This is a genomic window from Pseudomonas sp. D3-27 (assembly GCF_051132165.1).
In the GTDB taxonomy this organism is placed as follows: domain Bacteria; phylum Pseudomonadota; class Gammaproteobacteria; order Pseudomonadales; family Pseudomonadaceae; genus Aquipseudomonas.
This window is the reverse complement of sequence record NZ_CP071667.1, coordinates 4,802,859-4,828,455: the sequence shown is the minus strand read 5'-3', so window position 1 is coordinate 4,828,455 and position 25,597 is coordinate 4,802,859. Positions and strand designations below refer to the sequence as shown.

General features: G+C 56.0%; 15 protein-coding genes. 6 read left to right on the top strand and 9 right to left on the bottom strand.

Features of this window, described 5'->3' with window-relative positions:
* Positions 1-93: 93 nt before the first annotated feature.
* The 9 genes from J3P92_RS21805 to phnD all read right to left on the bottom strand — a co-directional run bounded on the left by J3P92_RS21805 (position 94) and on the right by phnD (position 8,890).
* The gene (locus tag J3P92_RS21805) at positions 94-777 is read right to left on the bottom strand and encodes a type 1 glutamine amidotransferase domain-containing protein (protein ID WP_420765626.1); all 684 of its coding nucleotides are present in this window, start codon (positions 775-777) and stop codon (positions 94-96) included.
* A gap of 317 nt (positions 778-1,094) precedes the next feature.
* A complete protein-coding gene (locus J3P92_RS21800; RefSeq protein WP_420765625.1) occupies positions 1,095-1,697 on the bottom strand; it encodes a TetR/AcrR family transcriptional regulator in 603 nt (200 codons plus the stop codon).
* 186 nt (positions 1,698-1,883) lie between these two features.
* A complete protein-coding gene (phnX, locus tag J3P92_RS21795; protein ID WP_434560780.1) occupies positions 1,884-2,711 on the bottom strand; it encodes a phosphonoacetaldehyde hydrolase in 828 nt (275 codons plus the stop codon).
* Positions 2,712-2,789: 78 nt separating this feature from the next.
* Positions 2,790-3,662 carry a LysR substrate-binding domain-containing protein gene (locus J3P92_RS21790; RefSeq protein ID WP_420765623.1) on the bottom strand — a complete coding sequence of 291 codons (873 nt, stop codon included), beginning with the start codon at positions 3,660-3,662 and terminating at the stop codon, positions 2,790-2,792.
* Positions 3,663-3,703: 41 nt separating this feature from the next.
* Complete coding sequence (locus J3P92_RS21785) at positions 3,704-4,999, bottom strand: MFS transporter (RefSeq protein WP_434560779.1); 1,296 nt, start codon at positions 4,997-4,999, stop codon at positions 3,704-3,706.
* Between the two features lie 114 nt (positions 5,000-5,113).
* On the bottom strand, positions 5,114-6,205 hold the full coding sequence (gene psrA, locus J3P92_RS21780; protein WP_434649015.1) for an iron-containing alcohol dehydrogenase PsrA: 1,092 nt from the start codon (positions 6,203-6,205) through the stop codon (positions 5,114-5,116).
* Positions 6,206-6,409: 204 nt separating this feature from the next.
* A complete protein-coding gene (gene phnE / locus J3P92_RS21775) occupies positions 6,410-7,228 on the bottom strand; it encodes a phosphonate ABC transporter, permease protein PhnE (RefSeq protein ID WP_434649013.1) in 819 nt (272 codons plus the stop codon).
* A gap of 1 nt (position 7,229) precedes the next feature.
* Positions 7,230-8,027 carry a phosphonate ABC transporter ATP-binding protein gene (gene phnC / locus J3P92_RS21770; RefSeq protein WP_434560775.1) on the bottom strand — a complete coding sequence of 266 codons (798 nt, stop codon included), beginning with the start codon at positions 8,025-8,027 and terminating at the stop codon, positions 7,230-7,232.
* Positions 8,024-8,890 (bottom strand): phosphonate ABC transporter substrate-binding protein, encoded by an 867-nt coding sequence (gene phnD / locus J3P92_RS21765; protein ID WP_434560773.1) that lies wholly within the window; start codon positions 8,888-8,890, stop codon positions 8,024-8,026. The genes phnC and phnD overlap by 4 nt, the downstream gene beginning before the upstream one ends.
* A 111-nt stretch (positions 8,891-9,001) precedes the next feature.
* Between phnD and J3P92_RS21760 the strand changes: the two genes are divergently transcribed.
* The 6 genes from J3P92_RS21760 to J3P92_RS21735 all read left to right on the top strand — a co-directional run bounded on the left by J3P92_RS21760 (position 9,002) and on the right by J3P92_RS21735 (position 25,440).
* Positions 9,002-9,886 (top strand): LysR substrate-binding domain-containing protein, encoded by an 885-nt coding sequence (locus J3P92_RS21760; RefSeq protein WP_434649011.1) that lies wholly within the window; start codon positions 9,002-9,004, stop codon positions 9,884-9,886.
* A 575-nt stretch (positions 9,887-10,461) separates the two neighbouring features.
* The gene (gene mads1, locus J3P92_RS21755) at positions 10,462-10,656 is read left to right on the top strand and encodes a methylation-associated defense system helix-turn-helix domain-containing protein MAD1 (RefSeq protein WP_434649009.1); all 195 of its coding nucleotides are present in this window, start codon (positions 10,462-10,464) and stop codon (positions 10,654-10,656) included.
* A 237-nt stretch (positions 10,657-10,893) separates the two neighbouring features.
* Complete coding sequence (locus J3P92_RS21750) at positions 10,894-16,188, top strand: DEAD/DEAH box helicase (RefSeq protein ID WP_434649007.1); 5,295 nt, start codon at positions 10,894-10,896, stop codon at positions 16,186-16,188.
* On the top strand, positions 16,185-18,965 hold the full coding sequence (locus J3P92_RS21745) for a helicase-related protein (RefSeq protein ID WP_434649005.1): 2,781 nt from the start codon (positions 16,185-16,187) through the stop codon (positions 18,963-18,965). Before J3P92_RS21750 ends, J3P92_RS21745 begins: the two co-directional genes overlap by 4 nt.
* Positions 18,966-18,987: 22 nt before the next feature.
* A complete protein-coding gene (locus tag J3P92_RS21740) occupies positions 18,988-23,442 on the top strand; it encodes an Eco57I restriction-modification methylase domain-containing protein (protein ID WP_434649003.1) in 4,455 nt (1,484 codons plus the stop codon).
* Positions 23,443-23,457: 15 nt separating this feature from the next.
* A complete protein-coding gene (locus J3P92_RS21735; protein ID WP_434649001.1) occupies positions 23,458-25,440 on the top strand; it encodes a hypothetical protein in 1,983 nt (660 codons plus the stop codon).
* Positions 25,441-25,597: the final 157 nt, after the last annotated feature.

The window sequence follows — 25,597 nt, the reverse complement described above, 5'->3', positions numbered from 1 at the left end:
GGGTGTCTCCAGGAATGTGAGGGCTTTTGCCGATGGCGTCGGGGGATGTCGTAGAGTGCGGGAGACCTGCGGCGTCTCCCGCCCAAGGCTTGATCAGGCGTTGTTCAGCAGCTCTGTCAGGACCTTCGCGGCTTCGCTGGACGAGCCGGGGTTCTGGCCGGTGATCAGCAGGCCGTCGCGAACCACGTAGGAGGCCCAGTCCGGGCCTTTCGAGTACAGGCCGCCGTTGGCCTTGAGCATGTCCTCGACCAGGAAGGGCACGACGTGGGTCAGGCCGACTGCCTCTTCTTCGGAATTGGTGAAACCGGCAACTTGCTTGCCTTCGACCAAGGGTGTGCCGTCAGCCTTCTTTACATGGCGCAGGACGCCCGGGGCATGGCACACCAAGGCAGCGGGCTTGCCGGCGGCGATGAAGGACTCGATCAACTGGATCGAGACCGGGTCTTCTGCCAGATCCCACAGCGGGCCGTGGCCGCCTGGGTAGAAAACCGCATCGAAATCGGCAGGCGATACGCTGTCCAAACGCACGGTGTTGGCGAGCAGCGCGGTGGCTACGGCATCGGTTTCGAAGCGGCGGGTCAGGTCAGTCTGGAAGGACGGCTCGTTGCTCTTCGGATCGAGCGGTGGCTGGCCTCCCGCTGGGGACGCCAGGACGATCTCGGCGTTGGCGCCCAGGAAGGTGTAATAAGGCGCCGCCAGCTCTTCGAGCCAAAAACCGGTTTTGCGGCCGGTATCGCCAAGGGTGTCGTGTGAGGTCAGAACCATGAGAATTTTCATTTGTGCTTCCTTTTTTCAGTTGGGTCGTGAGGTCACGACAAATCGTTAAATTAGACCGGTCGTCTAGATGGTTGGCGGCGAACGATCATTGGTTGACTGGCTAAGGCTGTAGTTCTTTGTTCCCAGAGGTGAACGTGTTGCTACGGTATTTCAAATTAGACCGGTCGTCTAGTAACTTTTTGAAATTTTTTACGGGTGCTGTTCAGGGGCTGCAAGTGAGCGTGGGAAGAATCGTAGAAACGTCGGGGAAAAAGCGGCGAGGGATGACGCGAGCAGTGCGACGCCGTGACGGGCGCTACACCGCTCATGCCGGTGCATCAGGACAGGTTGAGAAGCTGGCGAGTCGTGGACATCGCCGTCTCGAAGGGTTGGACGCTCTTGGTGATCTTCACCATGACGCTAGCGCCGACCCAAAGTTGATAGAGGCTCTGCGCAACCTCGTGGGGAGTACCGCTGATGGTCAATGAGCCCTCGGCCAAGCCGGACTCGATCCCACTCGCCAGGCGATCGATGATTCCTGACGTACCGCGGTTAAGCACTGCACGCATGGCCTCGGAAAGGTCAGCGACTTCCACGCCCAGCTTCACCGCCAGGCACTTGCCCTGGCAATCATGAAAGGACTGGGTGTCCTGCCAGATGCGGAAATAGTCCAGCAGACGCTGCGCCATCGTCAGGCCCGGCTGGGCGAGGGTCCGGTCGATATCGTCGAGATAAGTCTCGAAATAGTTCTCGAGCAGGGCCTCGCCAAACGCGTCCTTGGAGCCAAAGTAGTGATAGAACGAGCCCTTCGGCACACCGGCAGTCGCCAGGATCTCGTTCAGACCCACCGCGGTATAACCTTTGGCGGCCATGATTCTTTGGCCCACATCAAGGATGCCTTGGCGGACGTCGGATGTTTCGCGGATCTTTAGAGTATTCATGGGGGCGATGCTAATCGTTTCTAGTCGATCGGTCTACTAGTAGGAGATGAATGCCGCTGCTTCGTGGGTTATGAAATGGCAGACACAAAAAAAGACGCCTTTTGGACGTCTTTTTTGTTGGGCTGCGCCAGGGTCGGCGCGCCTGATAGGGCAATTGACGATGCCAGCTGCCCGGTACCCGGGAACTCAGGTGTTTTGAGGCATTTCGCCTCTCGACAGGCGTGCATTGATGTCATCGATCACTGCCGGCAACTCGGCGATGGTGTCGATCAAGTAGTGCGGGCGCGAACCCTCGAACATGCGACCGATGCGGTTGCGCTCCTGATCCAGCTTATCCCCAGGCATGCTCTTGTATTGCTCGTAGGTCATCCCTAGAGCATTGCCCGAGCAGGTCAGTGCGACCGTCCACATGCCGGCGCTGCGACCTTCCAAAATGCCTGGCCAGGTGTCATCGACTTTCACACAGGCCGCGACATCACTGATACCCAGTGCGATGACGTTGGCCAGGGACTGTGCTGGATAAGGGCGGCCATTGGGCACTTCATCGGTGGCCACGACGTGATCAGGCTCATAACCGTTGCGGCGAGCCAACTCCACGACCTTCTCCATCACCACCGCCGGGTAGCCCGAGCAGGTGCCGATCTTCAAACCCTTATCACGCAACACCGTGATGGCCTCCAGCGCGCCCGGAATCAATGCCGAATGAAGGCCGATCTTGTCGATCTGCAGCGGCATGAAGCGCTCATAAATCGCCGTGACGTCCGCATCCGTAGGCGTACGGCCAAATTTTGCGCGGTAGCGCTCGGCAACCGCGGGCATGTCGCACAGGGTTCGGATGTGATCCCACTTGCCCATCCCCATCGGACCGCGTGCCTCTTCAAGGGACACCTCGACCCCGAACTCGCCGAACGCTTCGACAAAGATCTGCGTAGGCGCGAAGGAGCCAAAGTCAACGACGGTACCTGCCCAGTCGAGAATGGCCGCTTGCAGTTGTGTCGGTTGGTTGTAGTTCATGGTGCATCTCCAAATGACGAGTGAAAAAGTCCTGCCCCCCCATTGAATGGGCAGGCTGAGTGATGAAATCGATGGCATTCAGGTCGGTGGCGGTGTGCAGTTTTCGAACAGCTCGACAATCATTGGTCGGTTACGACGAATGCCCAGGCAGCACAGGTGATATTCGATGTGAAACGGATGATCGACAAAGGTGACCGGCCGGGTACCGGGCGTTTCCGCGTATTCCACCGCCGAGACGAAACCGATACCTATGCCCTGAGCGATGGCATGCACGATCGCTTCGCGGCTGTTGAGCTGCATGGCGCAGTCGAGCTCGATGCCGGCTCGATGACAGGCCTCTTCCACCAACTGCCGGGTGCGTGAAGCCTGCTCGCGCAAAACCACTCGCTCGCCGCGAATCTGTTCGATCCGAACCTGTTCCAGCCCTGCCCATGGATGATCCTCGCGGACCACGCCGACAATCGGGTAACGCCGATATAACTGTGTGTGCAGGCGATGATCGAACTCCGAGAGCGCCAGGATCGCCACATCGATGTCGAAGTTGTAAAGCCGATCCAGTGTTTCCCGTTCAGAGGAAAAAGAGGTTTCCAACTCCACATCCGGGTACTGCTGCATCAACGCATACGTCAGGCTCATGGCGATGGGCGGCGAAACTGCGCCGAGCCTCAACAACCCTGCCTTTCGTTGGCGGAAGCTCTGCAGCAATTGCACGGCTTCATCCTCCTGACCGAACAGGCCCTGGGTGATCGCATAGAGTTGGCGACCGGCAGCCGTCATCTCGATGGAACGCCCGCGACGATGGAAGAGCTCGACGGAGAACATGTTCTCCAACGCGCTCACCTGCTCGCTGACAGTCGGCTGTCCCACGCTCAGATACTCAGCAGCAAGCGTGAAGCTGCCATTGCGAGCGACTGCGTGAAAGGAGCGAAGCCATTTGTGGTACTGATACATGGCGATTACCGATTTCGTGAGTTCCGCTGGTTAAGCCTAGGTCAGCGCCGTACGAACAATGCGACCATTGCACTGCAGATACAGGCAGAAGCGACGACTACGAATATCAATGACGTGTTGCCCGTGCTGTCCAGCATGCTGCCGATCAATGGCTCAGCCAGGCCGGCGAACAGGTAAGAGGAGAAATTCATGATGCCGGTGGCGGTGCCTGCGCGCTTGGCGCCAACCAGATCGGGGCACAGCGCCCAGAAGCTGGAGGCGGGGCCGTAGACGAAGAAACCGCAGAGGAACAGGGCGATCAAGCCGACGGTGCTATGTGCCGGCAGGCTCCACATCCATAGGCTGGTGGCTGCGCCGAGGAACATGTACAACATGATGGCCAGGTAGCGCTTGGAGCCGAATAACTTGTCGGACACCCAACCGTTGCTGAGCGCACCTACCGCCATGCCAACCGGCAGCGCGACGGTGATCCATTTCGGATCGATCCAGCTGTCGCCGCTTTTCCAGTCGGCACCCAGGAAATGCACCGGCACCCAGACGATCAAGCCATACCGCGCCGCATTCTGAAACCCGAGAGAAACGGCTGCGATGATCAGACGCGTATTCTTCAGGACTGCTTTGTAGCGCTGAGCCGAGGTCTCGACTTCATCCGAGGCTTCTTGTCCCTTGTCATCGGCGTTTGCCACGCCGGTGTCGGTAAGCGGCTCGAACCCCATGTCCTGTGGGCGCTCCCGGGCGATGAAGTAAAACAGGATACCGCCGGCCAGCATGAGCAGCACTGGCAGACGGAAAATCCAGCGCCATTCGAGCTCTAACACTTCCAGCACGACCACCGATGTGACATAGGACAGAATCGAGGCACAACCTGCCGCGAACACGTAGAACCCATATACCTTGCCGCGCTCCGACACTCCCCACCAATTGGACAGCAGACGGCTACCTGGCGCCCAGCCAAGCGCCTGAAAGTAGCCATTGACGCCCCACGGTAGGATGAGGCTGACGATGCCGCTGGCGAAGCTGGTCACCCAATTGGCGGCGCAGGAGAGGACAGCCCCCAGCGTCATGATGCGGCGCCCGCCGAACTTGTCCGCCAGGTTTCCATTGATAGCTTGGCCGATGGCGTAAGCCCACAGCATCGCCGCAGAAACCCAGCCCAGGGTCTCCTTGCTCAGGCCGAACTCAGCCTGCATGCCGGGAATTGCGAAGCCGAACGTTTGCCGACCGGTGTAGAAAAACAGGTAGCAGAACATCGCCGCCAGCAGCATTCGCCACTGAGCCAAGCGAAAGGATGGGGCTGCGGACACAGCGAGACCAGACAGAGCATGCTCACGATTCATCATGTTTTCCTTTTTGTTACGCCTTCAACCAGGTGGTCGAAGAACGGCACTCTTATTCGGTGCAACAGGAAATAGGCGGCCTAATCAGTCGCCCTCGTTTGGGTAAGCGACGTATCAGGCAGCCCGCGAGCCGATGAAATTCTTGCCGCGGGCGCCCTGCATGGCAGAAACGATCATCTCCTGCGCCTCGACCTCCGTCACCCCGTAGTCGGTGAACTCGGTCTTCACGTCCAGGTGATGGAGAAAGCTGCGCAAGCGCTCCTGGGCCTCGGCCAGGTCAGTTCCAAAGACACGCTGTAGCGTCTGGTCCCGAGCGGCGTCGCGGCCCCACGCCAGCCCCAGCACGTGTGGCAGCGTAAAGGAGCAGGCGATGCCGTGCGGCAAGCCATGACGCAGCGTCATCTCGTAGGAAATGGAATGGGCCAGCGCGGTCTTGGTGTTGGAAAATGCCAGGCCCGCTTTCAGGGCTGCCAACGCCATTCGCGAACGAAGCTCGCGGCTGGACAGGTCCTGGCGCAAGCGAGGCAGGCAGTCCAGGATGTCTTCGATGGCAGAGGTCGCAAAAGTGTCGGAGATCGGGTTGGCGTTGACGTTCCAGATCGACTCCAGCGCATGTGACAGGGCATCAAGGCCGGTGGATACCGTCACACCTGCCGGCACAGTGAGCATCAGGTCCGGGTCAATGATTGCCGCTTTGGGCCAGGTACATTCCAGATGCAGCGAGTACTTCTTTTGCTGGCCTGAATCCCAGATCGTTGCCCATGGCGTCACTTCGCTGCCAGTACCGGCTGTTGTAGGTGCTGCAATGAGCGCCTTGCAGCGCGCCGGCGTGAAGGGCTTGCCACTGCCCAGCAAAGTCAGCAGTTCATCGAAACGCCCTGATGCCGTACCGACGATCAGAGCCTTGGCGGTATCGATCGCACTTCCCCCTCCCACCGCCAACACGGTTTCACAACCTCCGGCCTGCGCCCAGAAACGCTCGTAAGTGGCGCTCAACTGCGAGACATCCGGGTTGGGCTGCACATCTTCCACGATATGAATAAGACGCTCACCCAGCAGCGCCTGGATCTTATCGATCACGCCCAGGCCACGGGCTTCCGGGAAAGTCACCAAGGCGACCGTCTGGCCCTCGGTGAGTGCAGTGATCTGGCTCAAGCTACCGCCGCCAAAATAAGTGGCGACCGGATTATGGAAGTGGGCAGGCATGACGTTCCCCTTGTTATTGGAAGGTGCGGCCATGTTCGCTGGCGCATTACATGAGCTCAAATCGATTGATACGAGTTCTGCATCGGCCAGGCCGATAGTGCCTGGCGTTGAATGGGTGTGCGTGACCACCTGGGATACTCCGCTGGATCAGGTCGGGTAAAAGGGCGTGATCGCCGGCTGAAACGCGGCGACGAGCGTGACGGGCTAGTGTCCGCCGCCCTGCTGAATCGAGGCTCGCAAGCGGTTCGAAACCATGTCGGCGGCGATTACCATCACCGTGATCACAATGATGCAGGTGGCAGTCTCCTGGTATTTGAACAGCTTGATGCTGCTCACCAGCTCGAATCCGAGACCACCAGCACCGACCATGCCCAGCACGGTCGCCGAGCGCAGGTTGACCTCGAAGCGATAGAGGATCACGGCGATCCAGGCTGTGATGACTTGCGGTATGACCCCGAACACAATCACCTGCAGCGGTCGCGCGCCCGTGGCTCGAAGTGCTTCCAGAGGGCCCTGATCAATCTCTTCGATGCTCTCGGCGAAAAACTTGCCGAGCATGCCAATGCCATGGACGGCAAGCGCCAGTACGCCGGGAAAGGGTCCCAAGCCCACAGCGGAGACAAAGACCAGCGCGAGGATCAGCTCGTTGATACTGCGAATGACGTTGAGCGCTTGTCGGGTTCCTTGATACAGCCAGCGGTTGCTTTGCAGATTACGTGCAGCGAGAAAGGCCAGCGGCACGGCGAAGAGGATACCCAGGAGCGTGCCCCAGATTGCGATCTGCAAGGTCTCCAGAGCCGGCGCTATCAACTTGGGCAAGATATCCAGGTTGGGTGGCACTGACCGAGACAGGAAATCGCCGATTTGTGGAAGGCCGGCCGCCAACTCCCCCAAACTGAGCTGAGCGCCATTGGCACTCCAGTGCAAAACGACCATCAATATCAATACCAGCGAGGCTGTTGAAGCCCAGCCGCGAAGGCTGTCCGGCGTTTTAACCATCCAGCGGTAATTTTCAGTGCGCATGTCAGCCTCCCAAGCTATTGCTGTAACGCAGCGGCGAGGAGCATTCAATGTCCGTCGCATTGTCATCCGCGCCTGTCGCTGGATAGATACGATTCAGCGTGGGTTGATCGAGACCGCTCGCGTCACCGTCATAAACGAGGCGACCATGGGCAAGGCCGATGATTCGGTCGCCAAACTCTCTTGCGAAATCGACTTGGTGCAGGTTGCACACCACGGTAATGCCGAGCTCGCGACTGGCATCACGCAGGTACTGCATGACCAGCCGCGCCGTCTTTGGATCAAGACTGGCAACGGGCTCGTCAGCGAGAATTACCTTGGGTTGCTGGGCGAGTGCGCGTGCGATCCCGACCCTTTGCATTTGCCCACCCGACAGCGAGTCGGTGCGCGCGTCAGCTTTGTGCAGCAGCTCTACTCGGCGCAGGCATTGTTGCGCTAATTCCACGTCGGCTCGACTGAACAGCTGGAGTACCGAGGCCAGTGTCGACAGCGATCCCAGGCGTCCAGTGAGTACGTTTTTCAACACCGAAAGGCGCGGTACCACGTTGTGATGCTGGAAGATCATCGCCACCTGACGACGCAGGGCGCGCTCGTCACGTGACTGCATTGCGTCGACCCCAGCGATGTGAAGCTCGCCACCATCTGCCTGGGCCAGCCGATTCATGCAACGCAGCAGCGTGGATTTTCCAGCACCTGATTGCCCAAGCACGACGACGAACTCACCGGCTCCGATCTGCAGGTCGATGCCTCTGAGCACGGGGTTGTCCCCGTAGTGCTTGGTGAGTTGATGAACCCTGATCATTTCATTTTGCTCAGGTCGAGATCGAGTACCTTGGCGGTCTCTCGGACCACGTCGTACGCGCCGTCGCGGGTGGGTTGAAAACCGTTGAGCATGCCCTGATCGCCCCAGGGGATATCCTTGACCTCGGCCAGTGCAGCCGCCAGCTTCTGCTTCAGCGCCGGGTCCAGATCCTTGCGCCACACCATCGGTGACTCGGGAATATCCGACGAGCTCCAGACGACGCGCAACTCGTCCGGTTTGACTTCACCCTGCGTCGTGGCGGTAGCCAGAATGCGGTCAGCCACAGCGGCAGCGTCCACCTTGCCGTTGGCCACGGCCAGGATGCTCGCATCGTGCGAGCCAGAAAAAATCACGCGGGAAAACAGCTTGTCCGGCTGATAACCAGCCTTCTCGATACCGGCTTTGGGAAAGAGGTGACCGGACGTCGAACTTGGATCGACGAAAGCGAACGTATGACCCTTCAGGTCAGCCAGCGACTTCAGGCCGCTGTCGGAGCGGGCCACGATCAGGCTGCGATAGGCACTTTTGCCGGTTTTTTTAGTGACTGCCACCGCGAACGCTTCCACGTCGGCCACCTGGCTGGCAAGCACGTAGGAAAATGGCCCAAGGTAAGCAACATCCAGCTTCTTGGAGCGCAACGCCTCGATCACACCGTTGTAGTCGGTCGCCACGAACGGCTTGACGGGCATGCCCAACTTCGCCTGCAACTGATCGAGCACCTGTTGGCTGCTCTCGATCATCGATTGAGAATCTTCGGATGGAATCAGGCCGATCCTCAGCGCCGTCTCGGCAGATACTTCACTGCTGATCAGCAGCGGTAGGGACACACTGGCAGCGCAAAACAGCTTACGAAGAATTTTCATGGCATATCCGAGTCGTGGTTGGGTATGCCGCTTACCTTATTTTTGTAATGTGACCGTCATGCCATCGATTCAATATTGGTTAACACGAAAAAGTATTGAAGGAGTCTATGGATGTCGAACAGTAAGCTGCGCGCGTTTCTGGCTGTGGCCCGTCAGGGAAGCTTCAGCGCGGGGGCACGATCACTTGGGCTTAGCCAACCGACGGTCACCACGCAGATACAGGCGTTGGAGCGCTTGCATAACCTGGAGTTGTTCCACCGCCGTGGGCGCCGCGCCGAGCTGTCGACGGTTGGCCGCCAACTGCTGCCTATCGCCCAGCAGTTGATGGCCCTTGAAGCCGAAGCGCATGGCTTATTGCGTGACTCCGGGACAATGGTCAGGGGACAGTTGCGACTGGGGGCGGTTGGCCCGTTTCACGTCATCGAAATGGTCGATGCTTATCGTCGCGAGTTCCCCCAGGTAGAGCTGTCGATCCGGGTGGGCAACTCGGCCTCGGTGTTGGCGGACTTAGAAAACTACGTGACAGACATCGGAGTCCTCGCAGGCCTGCATGAAGATCCGTCGTTCCACTCCACGCTCTATGCCCGGCACCGGGTAATCGTGTTTGCTCATCACCAGCATCCGCTGGCACAGCGCGATGTCGTACGCCTGGAAGAACTACAGGGGCAGCCGATGTTACGCCGCGAGCAAGGCTCGACGACACGCCTGGCATTTGAGCGGGCGCTGGCCGAACGGGACGTGACGCCGTGTATGGTCATGGAGATCGGTAGTCGAGAGGCACTACGGGAAGCAGTCGCCAGGGGCATCGGCCTGGGTGTTGTGTCCGAGGCCGAGTACATCCCAGGTGCAAACCTCAAAGCCATTCGTATCGAAGGGGATCCGGTGCATACAGAGACGTACCTTTACTGCCTCGCCGAACGCCGCAGCCAGGTCATCGAGACGTTCCTGGCCTGTGCAAACCAGGCCCGGCTCAAACGTCCTGACGGAGCTCAGTGACTCGTCACCTGAGGCGGATAGTTGGTGAGTGCACGATCTGCGTGAAGTGCTATGGCGCTGGAGGCGCGTATTTACTGGATTTCAAGCACAAAAAAAGACGTCCGTGGGCCGGGGTAATTTGAATTCGTTAAGTAAGTTTTTGATTTATAACATTAATAAGGATTTTGGTTTTAAGATGGAATACCAATTGGAATACTGCACTTTACTTGGCCACCCGTTTGCATTCGATCGGACCAGCACGCTTCGTAGCCATGATTGGCAGTGAACTGCCGATTCTGTTGAAAAAGTAGAACTAGCCTGATTAGCAATACATTGAAGTGAAATCACTATTTTACACGCGGCTACGTTAAATCTCTGCGTTTCATTCACCGTCGCGCATCAAGGGCCGCTAACACCGCATCGACAGCATCTTGCCCATCTGGAACGAGGGTTGAGCATCCCATCAGAAGCGGTGCCTCTTGGCGACACCGCTCGGAGAACCTAACAAACAAGGTCAGGTCCTTAGGATGACGTAATCCTTTTAAATCAGGCCAAATCCGCTAAGATCCGCGATCTTGTTTTCCGTGGATCTAGGCATGACAGACCGTTGGCTTAGCGTTGAAGAAATTACTGAGCACCTCGGCGTCAGCAAAGACACCGTGTACGCTTGGATTGCCAAGCGCCGGATGCCGGCCCACAAGGTTGGCCGGCTTTGGAAGTTCCAGAAAACAGAGGTGGATGCCTGGGTTAAGGCCGGTGGTGCCAGTGACAGCTGCGCACTAGGCTCGTGATGATGTCCGAATGCTATCGCGTGTCTTATGCCGCGAGCGTATTGTTTGCTCGGCAGGCTGAGCGGGTTGCCGGTCGCAATTTGTCAATGCAAAAAACTGGGGGGCTGGGGAAATCCGTCTGCGGGTACGTGAACCTCCTTGCGCACAATATATTGAAGCGTCCGCAGACGCTCGAAGGCGAGAGCAAAGCATTCATGACTGTTGATTATCAAATCGAAGTGGAAGGAGAAACAACGCATGGATAACGTATTCAATTTCCGCGATCAATTGATAAATGAATACAGCAGCTTTTCCCGCAGCTTCTCCCGGATTCAGGCTGCCGACATCCGAGAGGAAGTCGAACGGCAGTATGCCAGCGGTCGTTATTGGCCTGAACCGCTTATCCAGATCAACCCAAACTATCAGCGCAAGGGTACGGTCCAGCAACTTGCTGGGGACGGCCTATTGCACAAAGCTTGTGCCGAGCTTTTTCAGGTAGGGAAAACGGAAGGTTATCCGGAACCGCTGCACCTTTACGCCCACCAGCTACAAGCCTTGGCCAAAGGTCAGGGTCGCCAGAGTTATGTAGTCACGACTGGTACAGGATCCGGTAAATCTTTGTCCTTTTTTATTCCTGTGATCGATCGGATCTTAAAAGCCAAGGATCAGGATCAAAGTCCGCGTACCCGCGCCATCGTCATCTATCCAATGAACGCCTTAGCCAATAGCCAGCTGGAAGAGCTAGACAAATTCTTGCATGGCTACCCAGAAGGGTTGCAGCCATTCACCGTCGCTCGTTACACCGGGCAGGAGTCGCGTATCGAACGCGCCGCCATTGCTGACAATCCTCCGGATATTCTCCTCACTAACTTCATGATGTTGGAGCTTATTCTTACTCGGTTTGATGAGGACGATCGGCGGGTGGTTGAGCATTGTCATGGCCTGGAGTTCTTGATTCTTGACGAGTTGCATACCTATCGCGGGCGGCAGGGGGCTGATGTTGCGTTGCTGGTGCGACGGTTGCGCGAGCGCTTACAAGCCGATGAGCTAGTTTGCATTGGCACCTCTGCGACTATGTCCAGCACAGGAAGCCAAGCTGACCGCAACAAGACGGTGGCTGAGGTAGCTAGCAAGCTTTTTGGCGCTTGCATTAGTGAGCAAGACGTCATTGGCGAAACGCTGGAACGGGTAACCGATCCGCTCAAGGATGTCTCGGCCATTCTGCCGAAACTGAAGATAGCGTTGAGCCGCAAGGGGTTTGCCTGGGATGGATTCGAGTCTTTCCGCACAGACCCGATGGCAATCTGGGTAGAGCTAAATCTTGGGATCGATTTTTCGGACAACGAACCTCCACGTCGTGCCAAGCCCATGACTTTGCATGATGCCAGCGCCAAACTTGCGAAGGAGGCCGGAATCACTCCGGAGGACGCTCGCGTTAGTTTGCAACGATTTTTAGTAGCTGCTCATGAAATCAGAACCCCGCAAGGCCGCCCGCCCTTTGCCTTCAAGCTGCATCAGTTCATCAGTGGTCCGGGCAAAGTTCTGGCTACTCTGGAGGCTCAGGGGACGCGCCATGTGACTCTCGACGCGCAGCGGTTTGCGCCGGGACGGCAGGACGAAGGCGTTCATTTGTATCCAGTACATTTCTGTCGCGACTGCGGCCAGGAATACCACCCGGTGTGGCTTTCCAAGCAACTGCCCACCAGCTACCAACCGCGCGAAATCGATGATATAGCCTCCGATGACAACGAAGATGTTGCCTTTGGTTTTCTCTGCCCGGTGCAATCCGGCCAGCAGTATGGGGGGCTGTTAGAGGATCTACCCGAGACTTGGTTGGACTTGAGCAAAGACGAACCCAAGCTCAAGCAGAACTACAAAAAGTTAGTGCCCTACCAAACATCAGTGAGTGTGAGAGGTGATGAGGGTTCCGGCGAGTCTTTCTGGTATATCCCCGGCAAGTTCCGTTTTTGCCTAAAGTGCGCGCAAGCGCATGAAGCCCACGGCAAAGACATAAACCGCCTCGCTAGTCTTTCGGGCGAGGGCCGTTCATCTGCCACGACAATCCTTACCTTGAGTGCGTTGCGTCAACTGTTTGCTGAGGGAGAACCAAGCCCAGGGCAAGCCGATCCCCGTAAATTGCTGGGTTTTACCGACAACCGTCAGGATGCCGCTCTGCAGGCTGGGCATTTCAACGATTTTGTTTTTCTGTTGACACTGCGTTCCGGCCTGATCGGCGCGCTGCAAAATAGCCAGGGACTCCTGACCGAAGAGCAGTTGGCCGACTCGGTGTTCAAGGCGCTCGGCTTTGACCAACTGAATGACGCCACTCTCGTTGAATATCTGCGTACTCCCAAGCTTATGGGACTGGCACGGCAGGAGGCGCAACGCACGCTGCGTTTCATCATCGGATATCGGTTGCTGCGCGACCTTCGCCGAGGCTGGCGCTTCAACAATCCGAACCTTGATCAGTTGGGTCTGCTTGCCATTCGGTATCGCAGCTTGGATGAGTTCTGTGCAGACGACGCCTCCTTTGCCAAAAGCTCCACACTGAGCAAACTGAATGCGCACAATCGCACAATCCTCTGCCAGCAAGTTTTTGATGCCATGCGGCGCGGTCTGTGTTTGGAGAGCCGATACCTAGATGCCGTAGAGCAGGATAAAGCCCGTACTAGTGCTTTCTCCTACCTCAATGATCGCTGGGCCTTTGCCGCTGACGAGCAATTGGAAACTGCCAAGTATCTAATCCTGGACAAGCGTCCTGACTACAAAGGCAAACCTCGAACGGATCTGATGCCAGGTGGCGCACGTTCGCGCCTTCTGCGCGACATAAAAACAGCATCTTTCTGGAAGCAAACTTCAGTAGCTGGTCAAGTGGCGAGCTGGAAAGATGCTGACTGGCGCGACTTAGTGGAAGCCTTGCTGCAGGCCGCTAACCTTTATGGCTATGTGCAAAAGCACCCGATTGACCAGCGACTGGTGGGCTGGCGTTTGAATGCAGCGGCGCTGGATTGGTGTCTGATCACTGACGATGTCCAGAGTGACGATAGTCGAGCTAATGCTTTCTTCCGTACGCTCTATCTCAGTGTCGCTACGGTGCTGAGACAGAGCGGCCATTCGCTGTTCGATTTTGAGGCCCATGAACACACTGCCCAAGTCGATGCGGGAACGCGGCAATTGCTGGAGCAGCGATTCCGCTATACCGAGAAAGACCGCAAGGATTGGGCGAGCAACCCAGCGCACGAAGCGCCGCTTGAGCGTTTACCTGTCATGTTTTGTTCGCCAACCATGGAGTTGGGTGTGGATATCTCTGCGCTTAACACCGTTTACTTGCGAAACGTGCCACCTACCCCAGCCAACTATGCGCAGCGTAGTGGCCGGGCAGGCCGCTCCGGACAGCAGGCGTTGGTCATCACTTACTGCGCTTCTCAGAGCCCGCACGACCAATGGTTTTTCCATCATGCCAATGAGATGGTGCATGGCATAGTACGGCCCCCCACCCTCGATTTGGCCAACCGTGATCTTGTACAAAGTCACCTGAACGCCGTCTGGCTGGCTTGCGCACAAGTAGCCCTGGACTCCAGCATCGCACTTATGCTTGATCTAGATCCTCCAGAAAAACCACTTATCCAGCATTATTACGATGCCCTCAATGATCCCGCGGTTCAGGCAAGAGCACAGCTCAGCGCTTCTCGAGTCATCGCTCAGTTGCAAAACGAACTAAATGGCAGCGACTGGTTTAAACCCGACTACGTGCAGCAGGTCATTAAAGAGGCGCCACAAGAGTTCTCCAACGCACTTGAGCGCTGGCGGGTCTTGTTCGATGCCACCCGCGCACAGATGAATATGGCTGACCAAATTGTAAAGAGTCATACCGCCTCCAACAGCGAAAGACAAAACGCGCAGCGTCGTTATGGGGATGCCGCTCGCCAATACGCCGTGCTGCTCAAGAGCGGCAATACGCAGAACTCGGATTTCTATACTTATCGCTACTTGGCCAGCCAAGGATTCCTGCCAGGTTACAACTTCCCTCGTTTGCCGCTTATGGCTTGGATTCCCGCCCGTGGCGGTATTGCTAATTCCGGGAAGGACGACGAAGGCAGCATGGTAAGCCGTCCGCGTTTTCTAGGCCTTTCTGAATTTGGCCCGCGCAGCCTTATCTACCATCAAGGTCGCATGTATCGCGTGGTGCGTGCCAAACTTAACGTCGGCTCGTCTGATCACATTTCGGGCAACAGTCAGTTGGCTACTGTTGCCTCATTGGTCTGTAACCAGTGCGGCTATGGTCACGTGGGCGAGCCCGGCGGCGGCCAGCTCGCCGTTAACACCTGTGAAAACTGTGATGCACTGCTGACCGAGCATGATTGGGTGCGTGAGCTTTATCGCGTCGAGACTGTCGAAACCGTAGCTGTCGAACGCATCTCCATTAATGATGAAGACCGACAACGTCAAGGCTTCGATTTACAAACTACCTACCGTTTCCTGCCTGGGCCTGATGGTGTCATCCAGAAGCGTAAGGCGGAAATTCAGCAGGGCGGAGAGGTACTGGCCGAGCTCACCTATGCTCCCGCCGCCCGCTTGTGGCGGATAAATCGAGGGTGGCGCCGACGTAAGAATAAGGAACAGCTCGGCTTCTACATTAACCCTATAACTGGTACCTGGAGCAAGCAGGACGATCCTACTGGCAGCGAAGACGGCGGCAATGACGAAGCTTTACTAGACAAAATACCCAATCAGCGCATCGTTCCTTTTGTCGAGGATCATCGAAATTTGTTGATTTTGGCACCGCTGCACCCGCTTTCTACCGAGGCGATGGCTACCTTGCAGGCTGCGCTCAAGCGCGGTATCGAAATGACCTTTCAGATCGAAGAATCCGAACTGGTCGCTGAGCCATTGCCCAAAGGCGATGAACGTCGAGCGTTGATGTTTTACGAGGCAGCCGAAGGCGGTGCAGGAGTGCTAACCCGCCTAGCAAACGAGCCTGCCAGCCTTGCGCAAGTCGCTAGCAGCGCCCTGAGTCTTATGCATTACAACGTACCGCAAGGTGAGTGGCAGTTCGACAACCTACCCGAGCTAGAACAAACCGACGCGCTGGGCAGCCGTATCTGCGAAGCCGGCTGCTACCAATGCCTACTTTCCTACTTCAATCAGCCTGATCACGAACACATCAATCGCCGCAATGCTGATGCTCTCAAGCTTCTGGTAGCGTTGGCCAACGCCCAAGTACAACCGAGTCGGGTACCTGTTGTTGCGGCGGCGCGCAATTCAGTCAGCAGCGGTGATGAACTTCTGGAGCAATGGCTGCAAATCCTTAGTCGGGCAGGACACCGCCAGCCCGATACCGTCAATGTGTCAGTCCTAAATGGGATGGCTACTGCAGCCGGACAGTACAAAGCTGTCCGCGCATTAGTATTCCTTAAGGCGGTATCCAATGAGTTACATAGCCTATTAGTCGACAAAGGCTGGCAAGTGCTTGACTTTTCCGACCCATCACAATGGTCAGTCAAGTTCGCCCGCCATGCTGACGTGTTTGACATGCCAGAGAAACAACAATGACTACGCTCGAACACGATTTCATGCCCGGCAACTTGATTCGCGCCCGTGGGCGCGAGTGGGTGGTACAAAGCGACTCTCGACGTGACTGGCTGCGGTTGCGCCCATTGGGTGGCGCAGATGACGACACCATCGCCTTGATTCCTGAGCTTGAGTTTGAGCCCGTCGAGCCGGCTACCTTCCCATGGCCACAGCCCGAACAGGCTGGCAACCATGCGGCGGCTCTGTTATTGCGCGATGCTCTGCGTTTAAAGCTTCGCAACGGGGGTGGCCCGTTCCGCTGCTTCGGCAATATCGCCGTCGAGCCGCGTGGTTACCAGTTGGTGCCGTTGTTGATGGCCCTGCGCTTGACGACTGTACGTTTACTAATTGCCGATGACGTAGGTGTCGGCAAAACTATCGAAGCCGGCTTGATTGCCCGCGAGCTGATGGATCGCGGTGAGATCAGCCGTCTTGCCATACTTTGTCCGCCGCACCTCGTCGAACAATGGCAAAGTGAGTTGGAAGCCCGCTTCAATCTGCAAGCCGTGGCGCTTACGTCTAGCAGCGCTAGCCGCATTGAGCGCGATCTGCCACACGGTGTTAGCCTGTTTGATCACTACCCTGTGGTGGTAGTAAGCCTCGACTACATCAAAAGCGAACGCCACCGCGAACACTTCCTTTCCATTGCTCCGGAATGTGTAATCGTCGATGAGGCACATACCTGCGTTAGGAGTGGTGCTGGCAAGCAACTGCGCTTTGAGCTGTTGCAACGCTTAGTTAAAGACGAAAGTCGCCACCTGCTGCTGCTCACCGCCACCCCGCACTCTGGCGACGAAGTCGCGTTCTACAACTTACTTTCCTTGCTTGACCCGCGCTTTGTTGCCCTGCAAGGACGTATGTCCACCACTGATCCGTTGCGCCAGGAACTCGCTCGCCATTTCGTCCAGCGTCGCCGCAAGGATATAGCCGAATGGCAAGCGGAAACCGGCGATGGCCGTGGTTTTCCGCGTCGCATGAAAACCGAAGTTACCTACCAGCTTAGTGGTGACTGGGGCCACTTTTTCGATGCAGTACAAAGCTACTGCCGTGAGCTGGCCGAAAGTATTGAGCAGTCAAAGCCCGGCAGCGTGCGTCTGATCTGGTACGCCACCCTTGCCCTGTTGCGTTGCGTTGCCTCCTCTCCGGCAGCGGCAGTTAAAGCCTTGACCACCCGGATTGAGGGCACTCTCGAATTCGACGATCTGCTGACCGACGAGCGTCTGCATGACGGCGAGGTTGACGATCTGGAAAGCAGCGATTTGGAGCCACCGGCTCAACTCCAAGATGCCAGTCGCCTGCAAACCCTCATCAAAGAGGCTGAGCGTCTTTCTGGCAAAGCCGGCGACCCTAAACTCTCTAGCCTTATTCAGCACCTGCAATCCCTGATTAAGGACGGATACCTGCCGGTGGTGTTCTGTCGCTATATCGCTACCGCGCACTATGTGGCCGAGCACCTGAAAAAAGCCTTCCCCAAGGTCACCATCGAAGCCGTCACCGGCGAATACACACCAGAAGAACGTCGCGAACGGGTCGATGCGATGGAGGAGTGCAACCAACGCATTCTAGTCGCCACAGACTGCCTATCTGAAGGTATTAATCTGCAGCACTTGTTTACCGCCGTCGTCCACTACGACTTGGCTTGGAACCCTACCCGTCACGAGCAACGTGAAGGCCGTGTCGACCGCTTTGGTCAGCAATCGGCGGAAGTGCGCTGCACGATGCTCTATGGACAAGACAACCCAGTTGATGGCTTTGTGATTAACGTCATTCTGCGCAAGGGCGAGGCCATTCAGAAAGAACTCGGTGTATTAGTGCCCATGCCTGAAGACGAGCAGCGCATCAGCCAGGCGCTGGTGAAAGCTGCCCTTATGAAGCGCGGCGGCATCACCGCGCCCTATACGCCAGATATGTTTGCTGCCGCGAATGTCGAACTGCAGCCGCTGCAAGCCCAATGGCAGGACGCATTGGAAAAAGCCAAGGCCAACCGCACGGTGTTCGCCCAGCGACGTATTCGTCCTGATGAAGTGTTACCCGAATGGCAAAAACAGCAGCAGGCTCTCGGTACCCAGGCCGACGTTCAACGCTTTGTACAAAGCGCTTGCGCCCGATTGAATGCCCCGCTGGAGCCCACGCATAAGCCGCATCACCAGCGATTGCTGCCACAGCACTTGCCCGAGGCTTTGAGGATGCGTCTAGCCGATGAAGGTATCGGTAAACCTCTGATAATTGATTTTAACGAGCTGCACCGCAGCCATCCACTGGTTACTGTTCTGGCTGAATATCTGCTCGAAGATAGCCTTTCCAGTGAGCATGCTATCGCCGCCCGCAGCGCTGCCACTCTCACCGATGCGGTGGACGTGGTTACCACCATTTACCTGCTGCGACTGCGCCACCAGCTCGGCTATGTGCGCCGCCGCGAACCCTTTCAGATGATGGCCGAAGAAACTGTGGCGCTAGCCGTCAAAGGTCGCAGTAATCCGCAGTGGTTGAGTGATGAGTCGGCCAGCAAGCTGCTGCAATGCACCCCTAGTGGCAACCTACCCACTGAGACCGTGCAGCGTGAAATCCGCACCGCTCTTGATTTCCTTGTCAGCAACCAGCAGCGGCTAGAAACGTTGGCTACTGAGCGCGCCAACTTGTTGTTGGACGACCATCATCGCGTGCGCGAAGCCGCTCGAGATGTTGGTCAGTACAGCGTTAGCCCCTGTCTACCGGTGGATGTGATTGGTGTGTATGTACTGCTACCGAATTCGCTGTAAGCGGGCCTAAGGAAAGTCAAAAATGAAGAAGCTCCGCAAAACCCAGGCCGCGCTCAACCTGCCTACGCTTAAGCTCGAAGGTGGTCTGTTCCTGCCTGACCAGTTGGAAAAGGCCGCCCTTGGCAGTGCCAAATGGCAAACCGAAGCTGATTACTTCATCCCTAAGGGGCTCAAGCTTAAAGACGACTATAGCCGGGCCTTCCAGATTGCCAGCGCCCAGTACAAACACTTTATTGCGCAAATCGACCGTACGGATGTGGATGCTGGTGCAGTCACGCAACACCTAGTGCTTGAGCTGCTGCGAGATGCCTTTGGCTACAGCAATCTTGCGCAAGTCAAAGGTATCACGGTGGGTGAACGCCACTACCCGGTGCAGCTACTCACAGGAAATTTACCCATCGTCATCGCTCCGCACACATTGGGCCTGGATGATGCCGATACGCGCTTTGCTATTGCCGGCAGTGGTAGCCGAAAAAAGTCCGCTTTCCAGCTCGCGCAGGAACTGCTTAACGCCAGCTCCGAACACCTCTGGGCAATTGTCAGCAATGGCAAACAACTACGTCTGTTGCGCGATGCGGCCACACTCACCCGCCCCAGTTTTCTGGAAGTGGACCTGCAAGACTTACTGAGTGGTCAGCGTTATGCCGAGTTCAGCAACGTCTGGCGCCTGTTGCACGCCAGCCGTGCCGGCAATGGCCTAAAAAGTTGCATCTGGGAGCGTTGGCGCGAAGCTGGGCAGGAGGAAGGCACCCGTGTGCGTGATGGTCTGCGCCTGGGAGTTACCCAAGCCCTGCTCACCCTAGGCGAAGGCTTTTTGCAACACCCCAGCAACGAGGTCCTACGCCGTGCCTTGCACGACGGCGAGCTGAGCAAGGATGCGTATTTCCAGCAGTTGCTGCGCCTTATCTATCGGCTGATCTTTCTGTTCAGCGTGGAGGAGCGGGGCCTGCTGCATCCGCTAGACGAGAATAAGGAAACCATCGCTGCTCGCCACGCTTATGCCGAGGGTTACGCTGTAGCACGGCTGCGTGAACTATGTCTGAAGCGTCGCGCTCGCAACCGCTTTGACGATCACTGGCAAGCCCTCCGCATAGTCTTCAAGGGGTTAAGCGAGGGAGAGCCTCGCCTAGCCCTACCCGCACTGGGGGGGCTGTTTGCAGAAAGCCAGTGCCCGCAGCTCAATGGCGCCAGTTTGAGCAACGCCCATTTGCTGGCTGCGATGCAAAACCTGCGTTGGGCCAATCGTAGTGGCACGTTGGCTCCAGTGGACTATCGCAACATGGGACCGGAAGAACTGGGCAGCGTCTACGAAAGCTTGCTGGAACTGGTGCCAGAAATAGACCTCCCTGCTAGGCAGTTTGGATTTATCGGTTTTACCAGTGACGGCAGTACCGCTGGCAATGCCCGCAAGCTTACTGGTAGTTACTATACCCCGGATTCACTCGTGCAGGAGCTGATCAAGTCGGCACTTGATCCGGTGATTGAGCAACGATTGCTAGATAAAAACCCCACTGAGTCATTGCTTACTATCCGAGTAATTGACCCAGCTTGCGGCAGTGGTCACTTTTTACTTGCTGCCGCGCGTCGTCTGGCGGAAAAGTTGGCCCAATTACGTGCGTCGGAAGGTGTGGTAAAGCCCCATGACTACCGCCATGCTCTTCGCGAAGTTGTGGCCCGATGCATATTTGGTGTGGACCGAAATCCGATGGCTCTGGAGCTGGCGCGTACTGCCCTGTGGTTGGAAGGCTTCGAGGAGGGCCGTCCTTTGAGCTTCCTCGATCACCACCTGCAATGCGGTGATGCTTTGCTGGGGCTCACCGACTTTAAGGTGCTGGAGTTGGGCATTGCCAAGGACGCCTTTAAGGCGTTGAGTGGTGATGATAAACAGGTGTGCAAAGTTCTTGCTAAGAAAAACACCGCCGCACTGAAAGATTTGGAGAAAAAACGTAACGCTCATGCCTTTGGCCAGCTTGAGGCCGATTATGCAGAAAATAGTGGGTTGGCCGCCTTACAAGCTATCGAGGCATTACCGCAGGACAGTACACAACAGATTGCCTATAAAGAAGTTGCCTATCACGACTTTCTGGCGAAGGCCAAAATAAGCCGTCTGGCCCACGCAGCTGATTTAGCATTGGGCGCCTACCTGTTGCCCAAGAGCGAGGCCAGTCAAGATGCTATTCCTACCAGTGCCACGCTCTATCTTACGCTGTTAGGTGATGAGCTCCCTGCCGTGAATGAGCAACAACTCACCGCCGCACAAACCGTATGTGTAGAGGCCCGGGTATTGCACTGGCCGCTGGCTTTTCCGCAAGTTTTTGCCGCCGGTGGATTTGATTGTGTGCTAGGCAACCCGCCGTGGGAGCGAATAAAACTACAAGAGGAAGAGTTCTTCGCTACCCGTCACAGCGATGTTTTTGGTGCCAAAAACAAGGCCGAGCGTAGCCAGCGGATCAAGTGGTTGAGTGAGGGTATGCTGGCAAAAAATCTTTACCCGCAACTGGATCACAGTGTGTCTGATTGCGAAGCTGAGCAGCGCCTATATGCCGAATTCATCAGTGCCCGCCGCTCCGCCGAAGCCGCCAGCGTGTTTGTTCACGTCAAGAGTGAGAACGGCGGGCGTTACCCGTTTACCGGTGTGGGCGACGTGAACACTTATGCCCTGTTTGCCGAAACCATCAGCCAAATCACCTCTGAACATGGGCGAGCCGGCTTTATCGTGCCCACTGGTATTGCAACCGATGACAGCACTAAAGCTTACTTTGCCGAGATTACCCAAAAGGGCCGTCTGATTAGTTTGTTTGATATTGAAAACCGAGAGGCTATATTTCCTTCGGTACATCGCAGTTACAAGTTCTGCCTTCTGACGCTAGGGGCAGCCGAGCAGGCTGAGTTCGTTTGCTTTGCAGCGCAAGTTAGTCAACTAAGCGATCCGAGGCGTCGCTTCCGCCTGACTCCGGATGAGTTTCGCCTGATCAACCCCAATTCGCTCACCTGCCCGGTGTTTCGTAGCGAGCGTGATGCTGAGCTGACAAAGAAGCTCTACCGTACCGCGCCGGTACTAATTGAAGATGGTAGGTCGGACGGTAATCCCTGGGGTATCTCATTTCTACGGCAATTCGACATGGCCAACGACAGCCATCTGTTCCATGATGGCCCTGCTGCGGGATTGCTGCCGTTGTACGAGGCTAAGCTTATCCATCAATTCGATCATCGCTGGGCAACCTATACATCGGAGGGGAGCGCGCGCGATGTGACCGCAGCGGAAAAGCGGGACTGCGACTTTAGAATATCGCCGCGCTATTGGGTAAGTGCCATCGAGGTGGATCAGCGCTTTAACGATAGAAGCTGGTCGCAGGGGTGGTTGATGGGCTGGCGAGATATCTGTCGCTCTACTGATGAGCGCACCGTAATAGCCTCGGTGCTGCCGAAGGTGGGAACTGGCGATACCTTATTGCTGATGTTTCCTGATCCCAAGCATGGGGCTCGTGTTGCCTGCCTCCTGGCTGATCAATGCTCTCTAGTGCATGACTATGTTGCACGACAAAAAGTAGGCGGTACGCATCTTAAATATCATGTTAAAAAGCAGTTGCCGAATTTACCTCCAGATAGGTACGCGCAAGCCGATTTGGCTTTTATTATCCCGCGTGTACTGGAGCTAACCTATACCACGCACGATCTCGCTCCTTGGGCCCAAAATCTAGGCTACGACACCTCTCCGTTTGTCTTCGATCCCGACCGCCGTGCCCTACTGCGTGCCGAACTTGATGTTTACTATGCCCGTCTCTATGGATTGACCCGGGACGAGCTGCGCTACATTCTTGATCCTGCGGATGTTATGGGCGAAGACTATCCTAGCGAAACCTTCCGTGTACTCAAAAATAACGAAATTAAAGCGTTCGACGAATACCGCACTCAGAGTTTGATTATGCGCGAGTTTGATCGAATGACCTTGGCAGACGCTCGTGGTGAAGCCTATGCCAGCCTGCTGGTACCTCCACCAGGACAACACGCTCAGGTAACTTACTCGGATCATGGCGTTGTTCGCGATGAGCAAGATGCTCAATTAGCTGGCTTACTGCTCACGCTGATTCAGCAAGCAGGGAGTTTGTCGCGCCGTCAGTTGAACGATGCCACACTTATTGCGGCACGATCCGAATTGCTGTCGGCTTATGTTGGGGTGGAGAATACGAACGCTGTTGTGGCCTATCAAAATCGTTATTCCGGGATCTTTGAGTCCACGCGAGTGGTGGGTGATCGGATGCAAGGGTTTATTCGTCACTTCGAGAATTCCGGGTTGGTACGAGTGTCGCTCGATCAGATCGTCGCAGTGCAGGGGAAAGGTATTCCGGATCATCTAATTGTCGACGCTCAGGCCATGTCAATCGCGAGCATTCTTTTGAAAGCAGCGAAACAGATGCTGCTTGGTGCCGGTGACGAAGAGATTCAGATCAGCCAACAATCAAGCAAAAAAGCCTAAGCAAGGAGCGAAACGGTGCAGGAATTGATCCAGCAATTGTCGGAAGTCAGGCACAGTCCGCGTTTATGGTTCGAGCGTCTGACCCTCTTTAGTGAAACGGGTCCTGAACACGTTCTTCGCACCGTTACTTTTAAGCGTGGCCTGAATATTGTCTGGGCTAAGGAACCGGTGGCTGGTAGCGCCTCTGGAGTACGTGCAGCAGGCCATGGAGTTGGCAAGACCTCGTTATGCCTGTTATTGCGGTTGTGTCTGGGAGATACAGCCAAGGCCGTCAGTGAGGTGCGTGAGGAGTTATTCGGTGAGTTCCCGCAGGGTGGTGTCGCGGCCGTTCTGCATGTAGAGGGCCAAGTATTCACCCTGTTCCGCCATTTCAATACCTACAAGGAAGGTATTGCTCTGGAAGGTGACGACATCAATGCTCTATGGGGCGAGGAAACCGGCGATACAGACCGCTCATTCATACAGCACCTTTCAGACACCATGATGGCTAAGGTCACGCCCCGCGCCATCCCGGAAACAGATCAGGCTATTGAATGGCGCCACCTTTTGGCTTGGGTCAGCCGCGACCAAGGCTCGCGCTTTAAGTCTTTTTTCTCTTGGCGCGAGGGCGAGGGCACGGGTTTGCAGCGCAGTCGCCAGGATCCACCCATTATCATGCGTGCAGTGTTGGGTTTGCTGGATCAAGCGGAATCAAGCCTCATGAGTCGCTTGGCTGAGTTGGAAGCGGACCTGGAGCTTGCGAAGAAGCAAACGGCCGCGTTGTTGCTTGAGCCAGTATTGATCCGCCGGCGCATTGAGTCGGACCTACGTGCCTGGCGGAATCTACCGGATAGCTTACCGATGCACGCTGAGGATTTGTTTGCTAACTCAGTGGTAAAGGAAGTGCGTAACGCTGCAGATAAGACAGAGTCTGTATTGCAGGACTGGAATGAACGCCAAGAGGAGGCCGAACAAAATCTTGCAAAGCTGCGTGCAGAAGTAACGGAACTACAGACTCAGCTCAGCAGGGCGTATTTGGAGTATGAACATGTTGAGGCAGCAAGGGTGGGAGATGAGGAAGCCTATAAAACGATTGGCATGAAGTTACTGAGGCTCACTCAACTTGCAGGGGACTGTCAAGAGGGAAATATTCCGTTTTCGAAATGCCAGCACATACAAGCAGAAGTTGCGCGTTTGCAGGTAGCTAATCTAAGAGATGAGCGTGATAAGAAAGCCTTGAGTCGTGCCATGGAAGAGTCTGCATCACGGGCAGTAGTTGTACTTCAGCGTAAGAAACAGCTCGAAGTAAAACTTCAGAGTCTGGAGGTGGCCGAAGCTGATTTGGTTGGTAAACGTAATAAAATTCGTGAAGTGCGGGATAAAACGTCTCATGACGCACGTCGTGGAGAGGAACTGCTTGTTGAGATGAATCGTTGGGAGACGTCGGCAGGCTCGTCAGTTTCCCAAGCTGCTATTGATCAGTCCTGTGCCAAGTCTGACGGCATCGGGCGCGATATAAGTAGCATCCGAACTCGGTTGGCGATAGTACAGAAAGATTTATCAACCCGAGAAAAGCGTATAGCCAACATCATGGATCGTTTTACGAGAGAACTGCTTTCCAATGATGCGTTCGGCGCATTCGATCCTCGCGATGAAAACCGACCCTTCCGTATATCGATGCGAGGCGGTGAAGCCTACCGTGTGTTGGAGGTTCTATTGGGCGATATCGCGTGCCTTATGGAAAGCGCAGGGGATGGTAATGCGTTTCCTGGTTTGGTCATTCACGATTGTCCACGCGAAGCGGATATGAGCGCCGGGTTGTATGAGGGGTTCTTACTATTAACTGATCGTCTGCAGAAAGCTTTTGAGGTCGATGCAAACATTCCGTTTCAGTACATAGTGACCACTACCACACCTCCGCCAGAGGAGCTGATCAGTAGCGAGCAGGTGTGTCTGGTACTCGATCCGAGTTTTGACGATGGCATGCTTTTCAAACGTCGATTTTCTGGAGCGCTATGAAAATAGCGAATTTCTCTCAATTGCTCAGCCAAGTTCGTTGGGTACGGCGTATCGGTTTAACTTGCTCGATGCATAGCTTTTTTCATGACGTTGCCTGGAAAGTCCAGAAATCGTGTCCAGTTCTGTTGCCTGTTCGACCTGCATAAGCGAGCACGGA

Coding starts and splice junctions, on each gene's coding strand:
- J3P92_RS21790 (WP_420765623.1), bottom strand. CDS start 3,662: ATGTATCAGTACCACAAATGGCTTCGCTCCTTTCACGCAGTCGCTCGC.
- J3P92_RS21740 (WP_434649003.1), top strand. CDS start 18,988: ATGAAGAAGCTCCGCAAAACCCAGGCCGCGCTCAACCTGCCTACGCTT.
- J3P92_RS21805 (WP_420765626.1), bottom strand. CDS start 777: ATGAAAATTCTCATGGTTCTGACCTCACACGACACCCTTGGCGATACC.
- phnX (WP_434560780.1), bottom strand. CDS start 2,711: ATGAACTACAACCAACCGACACAACTGCAAGCGGCCATTCTCGACTGG.
- phnE (WP_434649013.1), bottom strand. CDS start 7,228: ATGCGCACTGAAAATTACCGCTGGATGGTTAAAACGCCGGACAGCCTT.
- phnD (WP_434560773.1), bottom strand. CDS start 8,890: ATGAAAATTCTTCGTAAGCTGTTTTGCGCTGCCAGTGTGTCCCTACCG.
- phnC (WP_434560775.1), bottom strand. CDS start 8,027: ATGATCAGGGTTCATCAACTCACCAAGCACTACGGGGACAACCCCGTG.
- mads1 (WP_434649009.1), top strand. CDS start 10,462: ATGACAGACCGTTGGCTTAGCGTTGAAGAAATTACTGAGCACCTCGGC.
- J3P92_RS21800 (WP_420765625.1), bottom strand. CDS start 1,697: ATGAATACTCTAAAGATCCGCGAAACATCCGACGTCCGCCAAGGCATC.
- psrA (WP_434649015.1), bottom strand. CDS start 6,205: ATGCCTGCCCACTTCCATAATCCGGTCGCCACTTATTTTGGCGGCGGT.
- J3P92_RS21760 (WP_434649011.1), top strand. CDS start 9,002: ATGTCGAACAGTAAGCTGCGCGCGTTTCTGGCTGTGGCCCGTCAGGGA.
- J3P92_RS21750 (WP_434649007.1), top strand. CDS start 10,894: ATGGATAACGTATTCAATTTCCGCGATCAATTGATAAATGAATACAGC.
- J3P92_RS21785 (WP_434560779.1), bottom strand. CDS start 4,999: ATGAATCGTGAGCATGCTCTGTCTGGTCTCGCTGTGTCCGCAGCCCCA.
- J3P92_RS21745 (WP_434649005.1), top strand. CDS start 16,185: ATGACTACGCTCGAACACGATTTCATGCCCGGCAACTTGATTCGCGCC.